This is a genomic window from Sphingomonas sp. QA11, assembly GCF_028473665.1.
GTDB classification, from domain to species: Bacteria; Pseudomonadota; Alphaproteobacteria; order Sphingomonadales; family Sphingomonadaceae; genus Sphingomonas; species Sphingomonas phytovorans.
In genome coordinates, this window is record NZ_CP098774.1 from 758745 (window position 1) to 773537 (window position 14793).

General features: G+C 61.9%; 2 protein-coding genes. Both read left to right on the forward strand.

From position 1 onward, the window contains the following. Window positions 1-77 precede the first annotated feature (77 nt). Complete coding sequence (locus NDN01_RS03615; protein ID WP_272625902.1) at window positions 78-13226, forward strand: filamentous haemagglutinin family protein; 13149 nt, start codon at window positions 78-80, stop codon at window positions 13224-13226. Between the two features lie 75 nt (window positions 13227-13301). After that, window positions 13302-14786 (forward strand): Hint domain-containing protein, encoded by a 1485-nt coding sequence (locus NDN01_RS03620; RefSeq protein WP_272625904.1) that lies wholly within the window; start codon window positions 13302-13304, stop codon window positions 14784-14786. The last annotated feature ends 7 nt before the right edge of the window (window positions 14787-14793 follow it).

Genomic DNA, 14793 nt, shown 5'->3' on the forward strand with positions numbered 1-14793 from the left:
CGAACTCCATATGGCGCGCGCACGGAGCGTGTCGCCAGCCGACCTTGCATGCCTGACGGCCTCGCCGGAGTTTTGTCATGACTATCCGTGAAGCGTTCCTCCCCCGCCTGGATCACCGCTCGATGCTGCTGATCGGCGTGAGCATCGCAACGCTCGCGTCCGGACTCGCCGCGACCCCCGCGAATGCCCAGTCGACTCTGTCGGGGATATTGGGGACGAAGGCCAACGCGCCAAAACCACAGCCGCAGGGTCCTTCGACTACGCCGCAGCGCGGTGTCACGATGAACCAGGCGTTGTCGCGTCAGCGCGCCACCAGTTCACGGGCCGAACAGATCCGTGCCTATGTCATCTCCGCGCGCGATGCCGTGGTCGCAGCCAATCGCGGCAATGTGACTGACGGGCTTTCATCCAGCGGTCTCGATCCAACGGCCAATATCCGTGAGGCAGTGGCCGCTGCGCGGGCGGGTGATTCCGCGCGCGCCAACGAACTGCTGATCGCAGCCAGCGCCAGCCTCGACGATACCGGGTTGAAGACCTGGCAGGGGGCGGGGCTCCCGGCCCAGACCACCGGCGCGGACGGCAAGATCAAGGTCGCGATCGACCAGACCCAGGAGCGGGCGCTGCTCTCCTGGAATAGCTTCAATATCGGTGCCAACACGACGCTGCAGTTCAACCAGAAGTCGAACGGTGTCGCGCAGCCCGGCTGGGTCGCCGTCAATCGCGTATCGAACGCAGTCGCGCCGAGCCAGATCCTGGGTAACCTGACTGCGGACGGCACCGTGGTCGTGCTCAACCAGAGCGGGATCATTTTTGGCCAGAACAGCCAGGTGAATACGCATTCGCTGCTGGCGTCGACATTGGAGCTTGGCAATGCGGCGCGGTTTGTGTCCGGGAACACCGGGCCGACACAGGCGACGACCATCGCCGAGCGCAACAGCATATTCCTGCAAAATGGCCTGTTCACGCCAGCGAACGGAACGACGGGCAGAATAGATGCGGGGTATATCGGACCGCTGCTCGTTTCGGGAATGTCGCTAGGCAACGGCACCCAGTTCAGCAATACGCCCGAAGGCGGGATCGTTGTTGATCACGGTGCCAATATCAAGAGCAGCGCCGGCGGATTTGTCATGTTGACGGCGCCGAAGATCGAAAATGCGGGCACCCTCATCGCCGTCGACGGGCAAGTCAGCCTTCAGGCGGGGCGCGCGGTCACCTATGATCAATCGACGGGCGCGGGCAGCGCCTCCGACCCGTTCGTTCGTGGATACAAGCTAAACAGCTTCGTCTATAGCGGACAGGCCGAGGGGACCATCGTCAACGCCGGATTGATCGAGTCCCGTCGCGGCTATATCTCGCTGGGCACTGGGGCCGATGGCTCGATTACGCATAGCGGCCTGCTCTCGACCACGACGAGCGTTTCGCGCAATGGCAAGATATCGCTCACCTCCGGCAGCGTCCTGCTTGCGGGTAGCAGTGACCCTGCGATGGCAAGTGGCATTGAAATGCTGGCGGACGGTAATGGCGAAACCATTCCGCGAGGATCTGCCAATGAGCCGGCGGGCTTCAAGACTTCTCAGATCGAGATCGGAACTCAAATCCTGATTGAGGGGCGGCCGGTGGGGGCCCTGATCGCGACCAATTTCTCGATGGGGCGGAATGCCCTGATTTATGCCCCGGGGGCCAATATTTCCGTGGGCGTCAAGACGATCACGGACGAGACGTTCGATGTCGTCCATCCGGGGCATATCGATATTGCCGGCGGCGCCATGATCGACGTCAGCGGCCTCAAGGATGTCCAGCTCGCTGCCTCGCGCAACCAGATCGCCATCACGCCGGTGAAGCGTGGCGAGTTGCGCGACACGCCCAATTATCGGGAAGTGGCGCTTGACGGGAATTTCTCGCTCAATGGTGCCACGCTATATGTGGATCCGCGCATTTCGGGCGTGCGAGATGACGGCGTTGCCTGGGTCGGATCGCCTCTGATCGAGGCAGGCAGCCTCGCCAGCCAGATCAGCAGTTCCGCCGCAGAATTTTTGACGAAGGGTGGTTCGGTCAACCTGTCGACCAGCGAACTGCGCAACTTCTCCAACGTTCGCGTGAGCACCGCTCCTTCGGTTCATATCGCACGCGATGCCGTGATCGATTTCTCGGGCGGGTGGGTGAACTACGCGGCCGGAAGCGTGAAAACGAGCAAGCTCGTCACCAATGACGGGCGTGTCGTCGATATCAGCCAGGCCAATCCGAACGATGTCTATGTGGGGGTGGCCGAGGGATTCAGCTCGGTCCAACCCCGGTTCGGTGTCCTCAATACCTTTGTCAATCCGGCCACCGAGACGAGTCGATACGAACAATCTTATGATGAGGGCCGCGATGCCGGCGCGCTGACGATCAACGCAGCCGCAGTGTCGGTCGACGGTACGGTCTACGGGAATGCTTTCGCGGGTGCGCGACAGATCAATCGTGGCACTCGGCCAAGCCTTGCATCGCAGGCGAGTGGGCGCCTCCTCCAACGGTCTCCTTATGAACTGCCCGCTGGCGGCGCCCTTTCGATCACCTCGTTGGGCGACGTGCTTGTCTATCACGGCAGGCGGGGCTCGGCGGAATCCGACTGGTCGGAACTTCTGCTCGACGACACCATGCTTTCCGGCGCGGGCCTTTCGCGATTGTCGTTGAGTGCGGCCGGCTCCGTGACCTTCGCGGATGCCGCTCCCTTCACCTTGCAGACGCCGGACGCGCTGACGATCACCGGCGCGTCGCGTGTCGAACTGGCCCCTGGTGGCGCATTGGTCGTCGGGGCCGGGCGCACCATTCGTTTCGACGGTACCGTGGAGGTCGCCTCAGGCTCGATCACGGCCCGGACGATGCTCGTCGGCAAGGCGACCGACGCGCTGGGTGCGGGGCATCTCGATTTGGCCAAGAGCAACGGTTCGGCATTTCGGACAGGCCTTTATGGGGATGGCAACGGCGACGATATCAGCCCCAACTATCTCTACGCGCAGAATCCGGGCGATTTGAACCCGTTTGATATCGTCGTGACGGGGTCGCTTTCGACCGCCGGACTCTGGGTCAATGATTTCGCGCAGGCGGGCCTCGGCCGCGGTGGTGCGTTCAGCGACGGGGGAAGCATCAGCCTGACCGTAGCGCCCAGGGTGTTCGCCGCGGTGGGAAGCGATTTGGAGTCCGCGAGGGAAGCGATAGACCTTAGTGGCAGCATCCGGCTGAGGGGATCGCTCAACGTGGGATCCGGCGGATATGTTACGCCGACCGGCGGATTGGTGTTGACCGGCAAGGGTGGCGATGTCTCGCTGATCAACGCAACGGTCTATGCATCGACCAATCTGACGTTCAGCGGCCTGCTCCGTGGCGATACCGATTTCTCGGCGGTCGCCAACCTGCCGATTGAGGGTACCAACCAGTCGGTGGAGTTCACGCCGGTTCCTGGCGGCCAGAATGTCGATGCCGTGTTGGCCGCGCTGGTTCCTACGCCGAGTTCGACAATCGACCTCGCTTCAGGATCGATCAGGGGCTTCGGCTTCGCCGGCGGCGGCACGTTCACGCTCGTCGCGCCGGACATAAGCTTCGGTTCGGACAACCGGGCTGGCAGTACCCATATCGGTTTCGATTTCTTCAGGACCACGGGCTTCGGCACGCTGGATGTCAGCAGTTATCGCTCGCGGATCGTGGACGATGTGTTTGCCAATGATCGGGTGAGCAAATCGGCCTTTCTGGAGACCACGCGTTTCGTTGTCGGCGCAGGCGAAAGGTTCGATCTTACGCAATGGATGCTGCCTACGTTCCTCAACGCGGACCAGACCAAGGCGTTGCGCGGGCTTGCTACAGGGGCGGACCTGACTGCCCAGTCGTTTCTGTCGCCTACGAAGAACGACAACCTCTGGGATCAGCGGGCTGCCCATCTTGTGTTGGGCGGCCTGACTGAACTCGATGTGCTTGCGGGAGGGCAGGTCACCGGTGCTCCGGAAGCGAGCCTGACGGTCAGCAAGCTCTATAACGCCGGTAGCATCATCCTTCATGGGGGCACGATCTCGCAACGCGGCGATCTGATCATGAGCCTTTTGCAGGGTGGTCTTGGCGTGCGCGGGACCGACCTCGGCGGCCGCGGTCTCGCCGAAGCATTTGGTGGGCCGCCGGACGCGGAAGGGCGCTTCAACGAGCAGGCGACAAACGCCGCCGGTGTAACCAGTTCCGGCCGGCTCCTCACGAACCAGGAACTTGTCACACGCGAAGGCGCGGATCGGCTGATTTATTTCCTTGGGCTCATGGACGAATCCCGGGGGGTTCTTCTCACTTCCGGAAGCACGACCGATCTATCGGGCGTCGCCCTGGTGAATCCGCGCGCGCCCTTCAAGTCCAATGGTGATCGAATCCGTGTCGGGCGTGTGGTTGACGGTGGCACCCTGCGCACGGACCCCGCACGGCAGGTAGTCAGGTCGATAGCGGCTAACGCGTTGGCGACAATCGATACGGGGCGAACGCTGGTTCGGCAGGACGGTGCTACGCTGGATATCAGCGGGGCGAGTGCGGTGTTCGACCAGGCGATCGGGCTGGGATCCTACGCGCCCTATCTCGAGTGGAGCAAGGCCGGAACGATCTCGGCACTGGCGGGCGGCTCGCTTGGAACAACCCTCATCGCCGCGCGCGGCGGTAATGGTCGCGCCGAAGGCGGGGTCCTCGAGTGGCTTCGTCCGACCATAGGCGGCTCGAGCGGCGGTAGCGATTTCAATTATCTGTCGGCGAACCTGATCGCGCAGAGCGGTTTCGACACCCTCATTGCGCGCGGAGGGCTGACGCTCGACGGCGATTTCTCGCTGACCCTGCGTAAGGCCCTGATGGTCACCTCACAGGACCCGGTCGTGGCCGGGAATCTCTTCGATACAGATGCGAGTGTTTCGATCGGCGCTACGGCTGGCACCAATGCGTCAATATCGGCTTCCTATATCCGGTTCGCCAGCCGGCGGGGGATAGTCGGCGGAGATGTCGCGCAAGCGGGCGACGCGGATGTGAGGTTCATCGCGGGGACGCAGGGAATTGATCTCGCCGGGGGTATTCGTTTCGACAAAAGCATCGCCTCGTTGCTGTTCGGCACGCCGGGCGATGTTCGCCTCATAGGTGTCAACGACCAGACGCCGGGCAATCTCCCTGTCTATAACGGCCAGTTGTTTGCAAACGCCGACATCACGTTCGATGCGCGCCGAACCTATGCGACCACGGGAACCGGAAACCTCCAGGGGATGTTGGAGGCGCTTCCGGCGGATCGATCACGACCGTACGATCTGCTTGCTCTGGGTGACCATAAGATCACCTTTGGCAATTCCTATCTCGATCCGAATGCACCATTGCCCTTGTCGGCAGGTTCGCATCTGCGGGTGCTGGCTGCGCAAATTATCCAGAATGGCTATCTGGCCGCGCCTCTCGGCTTGCTTGAACTCGGCAGCGCGACGTCGATCAGCGTTGATGGAACTCAATCGACGCCGACTAGGTCCGTGACCTTCGGTGCCGGCAGCATCACGACTGTTTCCGGTTTCGGCACCAACATCCCTTATGGTACGACGACTGATCTCATCGAATATTTCTTCCCGACGCTTGGGACACCGATAACCAGGCTCCCAGCCGGGGAACTGCGGCTTGCGGGGAATTCGATCGTTCAGGAAACGGGAGCGCTCTTCGACGGCCGGGGCGGTGGCGATGTCTTTGCCTATGAATTCCAATCCGGCGTCGGCGGTTCCCGCGATGTTCTCGACCGCTTCAACCGCGATGGGTTCAGCAGCAATGGTTATGATCCCGCGACCGGCATCGGCTATCAATATGCCGACCGACGGCAAGTCTTTGCTTTGGTGGCGATCGGCCAACTCGGCAAAATCGCGCCCTATGATCCCATCTATTCGGCGGACTATGGCAGTGCCGGTCCGGTCGACCTCTACGGTGCCAATGCCGGCCGCACCGTCATCCTTGATGGCGGTCAGGGTGTCGCGGCGGGTGAGTATCTCCTGGTTCCGGCGAAATATGCGATGTCGATTCCCGGCGCTCTCCGGCTGGTCGAGAATACCGATGCCGCCGCGTTGATTCCGGGGACAAGCTCCAGACTGCTTGATGGAAGCATCGTCGTCGGCGGTACCTATGGCTATGCGGGGACCGGCATATCGGAGTCGGCGAGACGGTCTTTCACCGTTCAGTCGAAGGACGTCTTTCTCAAATATTCGCAGATCAAGACCACCAGCGGTTCCGGCTATATCGCGGCCAAAGCAGTCAAGGGCGGGCTCGGACGTTCACGCTTGCCGCTCGACGCGGCGCGAGTCGTGCTGGCGCCGCTCAGCGAGCTCCGCGTTGCCGGCATATTCGACACGACGCCCGTCGATGGCGGCCAGGGCGGGCAGTTTGATATCCTTGGTCAGAACATCGTCATCGGGGGAGACGGACGCCAGGCGAGCGCAGGCGTCCTGCGGGTGAGCGACAGCACGCTCAACAAGCTCAATGCCGCCAGTCTCCTTGTCGGTGGCCAGCGTACGGAAAATGCCGACGGCACGACCACGATCGCCGCAACAGCCGCGAATATCACCGTGGCGGGCGGTGCGCATCTTCAGGCCCCGGAACTGCTTCTTGCCGTCGGCGGCAATGGATCGCGCCTGACGGTCGAGGACGGAGCCCAGATCGCCGCGATCGGAGCCGTCGGCACGCAGTCGGGCTCGGACTATATGGCGTCGGCCGACGGGTCGTTGCTCCGCCTGGCGAACGGCAAGGAGCGGCTGGTGACACGCACCGGCACTGGCAGCAACATGTCGTCGATCGAGATCGGCGCAGCCACACTCTCCGGTGACGCACTTGGACTGGATTCGAGCGGCAGTTTCGCCGTCTCGAACGCAGCAGATTTGCACGCTAAGTGGATTGCCGTCAGCGGCCAGTCGATCCGGTTCGATGGCGGCAACGACGTGGCCGGCCAGGCTGGCGTGATCGGCTCGAATCTTGAGGCGAAGCTCGCATTGGCCGAGCGGTTGACCGTCCGCTCGCCGGGCACGATCCGTTTCTCGGCCGGCACGCATCAATTCAACGACCTCGTGCTTGATACCGCTTCGCTCGCTGCCAGTGCGCGCGGGGGCTCCGCCGGATCGGTGCTCGTCAAGGCCGGCAATGCGCGCCTCCTGAACTCGACCGGCGCCAATGATGGCTGCGCCACGGCTGGTATGTGCGCCCCTGCCGGGTCCTTTACGCTCAACGCCGCCACGCTCAGCTTCGGCGCGAACAGCGTGCGCGCCACGGGCTTTGCTGGCGGCGTCACGCTTGCCGCCAGCGACGGAATGTATGTCGAGGGCAAGGGCAGCTTCTCGACCGGCGATGCATCACTGACGCTGCGGACACCGTTCCTCGCCGATCGGGCGTCGGCTGCCGATCCACGTGAGCAGAAAGTCCGGCCCGACTACACCTTTTTGAGCACTGGTGATTTTGCGATGAACGCGGCCGGAACCAACGGTGCCGCGAAGATCGACGGCAATGCGGCGCCTGGGGCGCGGATCGCGATCGGAACGATCGATGACAGGGCCCGGTCGGTCGCCATCGATGGCGGCAGGATTCGGGCGACTGCCGGCATCATCGATATACAGTCGAAGACCGATATCGCACTGCGCGGCGCCTCGCTCGAGGTACCGGGTTTCGAGCAGACCTTCGGTGATAAGGTGGATCCGGTAACGGTCTCGGCCGGTGGCGGGACGATCAATCTCCTCGCGGCGAACGGCAATATCAACCTCGATTCACGGACTTCGCTGGTCAGCGACACCGGACTGGGCAGCGCGGGTACGATCAATCTGCTCGCGAGCAACGGGGCGATCACGCTTGACGCTACGATCAATTCGGAAGCGAAGGGGAGGCGGCAGGGGTCCTTCACCTTCGATTCCGGCACCGGGGCATTCGGCCTTGGCGGTTTCGTCGATCGCTACGGCACGTTGTTCGGCGGAGATTTTCGGGTGCGCTCGGGTGCGGGCAATCTTGATCTCGGGGCCGGCCAGACTCTTAATGCGAAGAATGTCACGCTGACCGCGGATGGCGGAGCGATCACCATCGCCGGTACCATCGATACGTCGGGCGTGAATGTCTCTGGCATGTCGGCGGACGATGCCCGCAATGCCGCCGTGAATGGTGGCGACATCGCGCTTTGGGGCAATTCGGGTGTTACGCTGACGTCGACGGCGAGGCTCGATACCCACACGACCGGCTACGCTGCTACCGATAGCCGCCCGGCTACCGCGGGGGACGTCACGATCGGGATCAAAAGCCAGAGCGCGGCGATCACCATCGCAAAGGGGGCGATCATCGACGCAGGAGCGCGTCGCACCCAGGCCGACCCGGGAGTTGGGCGTCTGATCCCGCAAGTGATCACCGATCCCGCGACCGGCAATCCGGTGACGGTCTATCGCTATGCCGAGCCCGATGCCGGCGGAAAGGTCAGCTTTCGCGCGCCCGTGATCGGGGATGGAAAGGACAAGGTCGCGGTCAGCCTGGGCGGTGCGATCCAGGGCGCCGGCAGCATCCAGCTCGAAGCATTCCAGCGGTACGATCTCGACGCCATCGCGAACAGCGGACTCTATTCGGGCATCTCGCGCGCCGCGGATGGCACGTTGCTCCTCAACATGGCGGCGGTCGGCGCCAATCCGTTCACCGAACGCTTCACGCTCGCTGATGGTACCTCCTCGCTGGTCCAGTTCATCCAGGATTTCGGCGTGTCGACGGTCGACGGAAGCAGCCTGGAGGGGGTCCGCTTGCGGCCGGGTGTGGAGCTTGCGTCGACCGGCGGCATCAAAACCGAAACCCAGTGGAATCTCGCGGCTGCGTCCTTCTCGCCGGAACAACTCCAGGCCGCCGTCGGTGCGGGCGTGTTGAAGGTCATCCCTGAGCTCAGTCAGGGTGGGCAGACCCAGTACAGGGTTGTGCCGGGCAGGGAGGGCGATCTGCTCGAACATTATGCGACGTTCCTCTATCGCGTCGATGGCTCGGCTCGGGGAGAGGCACCAGTCGTCACTCTGCGGGCTGGAGGAAATCTAACTGTAAATCGGAGCATTTCGGACGGCTTCTTCACCTTCCGGGACAAGTCCGATCCAGCCTATACCAATTATCAGCTCGGCGGCGGTGATCGCGGCTATTCGCCCGCGCTTCAATTCTCCTGCGGTGGCAACACCGGCAATTGCGGTACTATTGTCAGCTATCGCGACGGCGTCGCGAATAACCCTGGCGTCAACGGTACGATCGCCATCTCGCTGAGTTCAGCGGCCGTGCAAGGCGATATGACGTCGGGTGCGCCCTATGTGAACTCCCCCCTGTCGCTCATCGGGAACGGCGCGGCCGGCGCCGTCGACGCGAATGGCAACCCGGTCGGCGATACGCTCGGATTTGGTGAGCTGTTCCCATTGCTGTCCAGCAACACGGCGATGCACTCGTCCGATCTTCGTCTTGTCGCGGGGGCGGGAAGCATCCTTTCGGCCAATCCGCTCCAGGTCAACCGGGCACTCAACGCGGATATGACGGTTTCTGGCGAATTCTCCTATCGCCTCACCGCGACCGGTACGGTGAACTATGCCGGCCCGCTCCAGTTCCGCCTGTTCCGGTCGTCGACAGATACGAACCAGGTAAACTTCAACATCGGCGATACGCTGAAGCTTACCAACACGACGGCGGGCCTCGACCGCCTCAAGGATGATGCATATACCCAGTTCAGCTGGGGCACGGGGACAACGGGGCTAAGCGCCGATGCGCGCGCCGCTGCCCGGGCCTATTTCGCGGGCAAGGGATATAGTTTTACCGGATCGGCAAACCAGCCGTCCGGGATCATCGCGCCGCTCTCCGAAGTTGTCGGTTTCCTGCAGTCCTTCGAGCCGACCTACCAGGCTGGCCTCGCCACTGGCAGAACGGGCTACTCGGCCAACCGAACGCCTCCCGTCATCCGTTACGGCAATGCCAATCAGCAGAATAGCCCGGATGCTCCCAACCAGGCTCATGTACGGACCTATATCCGGACCGGAGACGGTGCGGTCGATGTAGCCGCTTCGCGCGATATCGATCTTCGTGGAGCATCCGCCCCGGTGTATCGGCGCGCCGACGGAACATTGGCTCAGCAACCCAATTACGACGGTAGCCAGGCAGCACAAGCTGCTCAATTCGCCTCCGCTGCGATCTATACGTCGGGGGTGCGTGTCGCCCCGATAAATATCAACGCACGAGTCATGGGCGATGGCGCGCTCGTATCGATCACACCTGATAGCCCCTATCTGGTGCCGGGGATCGAAAAGGTCGACTTCATACCGTCGCCGAGAGCCCTTTCCGATACCTTGCCTGTCCTTGCGCGGGGCGGTGGCGATATTGTGCTCGATGCCGGGCGCGATGTGCTTGGCCGGCGCGATGCGTGGAGCGAGACGCTTGGCGCGTCCGGCCAAAGCTACGCAGGCGCGAGCAATGGCTCCAGCACCGGAGCGGGCGTTACCGCCGGACAGTTTGCACAAAGATGGCTGACCGGCGGAATCGGTGTCGATACGGAACTCGGCATTGCCTCGCGGTATTTTACATCCGGTGTAGGTGCTCTCGGCGGTGGCGACGTGAAGGTTCGCGCCGGGCGGGATGTCACGGATCTGAACGTGGTTCTTGCCTCCGGCGTCACCACCAATATGACCGACGCAGGTGCAGCCATGCTGGCCTTCGGCAGCGGCGATCTGTCGGTGGCGGCCGGCCGCGATATTCTCGCTGGCCGTTTTGATATCGCAACCGGGGCGGCTTCGGTCCACGCCGATGGTGATGTCGCGGCCTTCGGCATGGAGCCGCTTGCAGCGCAGACACCGCAATATCTGAGGATCCGCTTGTCGAATGCCGTCGTCGATGTCTCGGCGCGGGGGGCGGCAACGGTCGCGAGTGTTTCCGCGCTGGGCGTCGATCAATCGTTCAATTCTGCGGGCTTTTTCAGTCCTGCGGCTTCGTTCAGCCTTTCAGCGACCGGGACTGCAAAAATTGCGCAGACGGCCGGGATTGGGGGCCGTACCGACTATGGGCAGCAACCTTCCTATATTCCGCCCGGAGTGATCACTCCTACCGCTTATACCCAGGTGTTGCCGCCGACCCTGGAAATGACATCGCTCACTTCGAGTGTCGAGTTGCCGCGCAATTCTGCACAGCTTCTCTATCCATCGACGATCGGCCAGCTCCGCCTGTTCAGCGCGGGCAATATCGATCAACTGGTGATCGCGATGAGCGACGCTGATCCGTCATCGCTCGGAGGCGCCTTCGCGGCGCCGGCGGGCACGGTAAGCTATCAGCTTCCGTTCGTGACGGTGGACACGACCGACGCGCAACTGCGTGACCAGCATAACCAGCGCATTACCCATGCCGGCGATCCGGCGCCGGTGCGCATCTACAGCAACGGCGACATCGATCAGTCTGCGATCTTCCTGCCTAAACAGGCCAGGATCACGGCCGCGGGCGACATCGTCGACATGTTCTTCAATGGTCAAAACCTGTCGTCTGAAGACGTGACTCGAATCCGCGCGGGCGGCGATATCGTTGGGACCACCGCGGCCGCCGGCGGCCTGCCTTTCGTCAAATCAAGCAATTTCATTCTCGGCGGTCCAGGCACGCTGATCGTCGAGGCCGGCGGCGATCTGGGTCCGTTCGTGACGTCCGCCAACGTCACATCGCCCGTCGACGGCAAGACCTACACCTTTGCTGGTGGCATTCGCACGATCGGGAATGACTATAACCCGTGGCTGACCGGTGCGGGAGCAGATATGAGCGTCCGTTTCGGCATGGCCGCTGGCGCTGACTATGCGGCGCTGCGCGAAACATATCTAAACCCGGAGAATCTCGCCCGACTGGATGGAGACTTGTTCGAGCAGGTCAAGGACAGCTTCGGCAATCAACGGCCTGATCGCGGCAAGCCGATCTATGCGCCGCTGCTTGCCGAGTGGTTGCGGGACAATGCGCCGGACGCCTTCGCTTCGCTATTCGGTGGGCAGAATTTCCCTGACACCCCGGCGGGCAATGCCGTGCTTGCCGTGGTGTCCTATGGGAAATTCGCCGATCTCTACACGGCCTTCTCGAAGATAGATCCGCTGCGGCAGCAGGATTTCCTCGTCAACGACCTTTACTTCAACGAACTTGCGCAGGCGGGAAATTCTAAGGGGCCGTCCTATCTCCAATATGTTCGCGGCTATCGGGCGATACAGACCCTGTTCCCGAAAAGCCTCGGCTATACCGACAATCTTGCACCCTACACGCTCGATCCGTCGACAGTCTCCGAAGACCATCCGCTGGGCGAACCCGTCCGCAACATTGTCGCTGGCCAGCCGCAGCGCGCCAAGCGAGTCATCACCGGCAATGTCGATCTGCGCCTTGCGACGATCCAGACAGGACGTGGCGGCAATGTGACGATCCTGGGTCCCGGCGGCGATATCATTGCCGGTTCGGTCGTCCGCACGTCCGATCAACCGCAACGACGCGCGACTGCTTTCAGTTTCCCCAACGCCGCCAGGCTGCCAGGCTTGGAAGCGGGTGACCTTACGTCCCAGGCTCCCAGCCGGCTGGCCTCGGTTCCGCTTGGTTTCGAGGGTGTCCTGACCTTGCAGGGTGGACAGATCAGATCCTTCACGGACGGCGACTTCATCCTCAATCAAAGCCGTGTCTTCACCCAGCAAAGCGGCAACATCACGATGTGGTCTTCCAATGGAGATTTGAACGCCGGGCAAGGTCCGAAGAGCGCGTCAAACTTTCCGCCGGTCACCGTCAGGTTCGATGAAAACGGGTTGGCCGAAGTGAATAGCGCCGGCAGCGTCGCCGGCGCGGGCATCGGTGCATTTAAACGCACGCCATCCGATCCGCCATCCGATGTGATCCTGATCGCGCCCGTCGGAGAGGTTGATGCCGGGGATGCCGGGGTTCGCGCTTCGGGCAATATCGTGGTCGCCGCCGCACGCGTTGCCAATGCCGACAACTTCAAGGCGGCCGGCGACATCACGGGCGTGCCGAGTTCTGCAGTGACCGCCAAGATTGCGTCTCCCGGAGATGCCGCGTCCGCGATCGCGGCACAGGCTGCCGGAGCTTCAAATGCCGCAAACAATCAGGGTGATCGACGCTCAGTGATCACGGTTGACGTGCTCGGTCCGGCGGGAGCTGAAAAGCGTTGTCCAGGTTCGGAGCGGGTCGATCAGAACTGTTCTGATGATGACGGGCAGTCAAAGAAGTGAAATTTTATTTGTTCGGCGCGTCAATTCAATGAGAAGTGATTTAACTCTAAATCGACAGTCAGGGAGGCTATTATAATGTCATTCGATATAAGTAAGCTAAACGGCGTTACATTCAACGCTAATGCCTTCGATAAAATAGAGGTATTCCAGCCAGGGTCGACTTTTGATTCGTCTGAGATTGTCGTCGATAGCGTCGGATCTTACGCGGGAAATGCCAATGATCCAAGAAATCCTGGAAAAATTACGGTTGTAAGTAGCAATTACGTGCCTGGCGGGTACGACGACTCAAATTATTTTCAATATTTTCTTCCTTCGTTTGGTGGCATCCAATTCGATGGTGTCGTGGACGGGAGTGGGAACCCTATTACTTTTTACATCCACGGTTTTGCCGAAAATGGCCTGATCTTGTCGCGGTATGAGGTCACCGGCGCTGGCGGCTCCGTTTTGCCCGGCGGTGGTTTCGATGGGGGGCAGGCCTTCATGGGCAATAGCTATATCCTGAGCACCTACGGTTTCGGGCTCGATGGCATGCGATTCCCGATAACGTTCGACAAGGATCCGATCGCATATACTTTCCCGCCAGTTTGTTTCGCGGAGGGCACGCGGCTCGAAACCGTTACCGGACTTGTCGCGGTCGAGGATTTGAGCGAGGGGGACATGGTGATCACTGCCGCCGGTATCCAGCGCGCCGTGAAGTGGACTGGCGAGATGACGGTGCGTCCGGCGGCTCATCCTCGGCCCCATGAGGTGAATCCCGTTCGTGTGAGCGCACATGCCTTTGGTTCGGACGTTCCCAAGCATGACGTGCGCCTGTCGCCAGGCCATTCGGTGTTCGTTGATGGAGTGCTCGTCCCGGTAGGGCGCCTGATCAATGGGGCCACCATCGTCCAGGAGGCTGTGGAAAGAGTCCGCTATTTCCACGTCGAGCTCGAAAGCCACGACGTGCTGCTTGCTGAAGGCCTGCCTTGCGAATCCTATCTCGACGACGGCAATCGAGGCAGTTTCCGCAACTCAGCGGGCTTCGCCGAATTCTACGGCCGGCTTGACCCCAAGAGCTGGGACGATGCCTGCGCGCCGCTGGTCGCGGACGGCCCGCAACTGGTGCAGATCCGGCAGCGCCTGCACGTCCAGGCCGAAGCCCTGGGCTGGGTGAAAGCTGAAGATCCGGCTCTTCGGATCGTTGCGGAAGGTGCCGATATCAAGCCGTTGCACACGGCGGGCAATCGCCATTGGTTCGTTGTTCCAGCAACCTCCATGCTCACGCTGACGTCGACAGGCGGCGTGCTGTCGCATGTTATGCCAGGCATCAGCGATGGCCGCAGCCTTGGCGTCGCGGTGTCGGAGGTGCGGGTCAACGGTGTGACTGTCGATCTCGATGCCGATGCATTCGGCGCGGGCTTTTATCCGCTCGAGCGAAACGGCAGCACGAAGTGGCGCTGGACCGACGGCGCGGGAAGTCTTTCGACCATGGTGATGGAGCCGGCGATGATCGAGGTCGCCGTCCTCATGGTTGCCCCATCGTGGCGTCGCAAGATGCCGGACCTCCGTATCGTCGCCTGATGCAGAC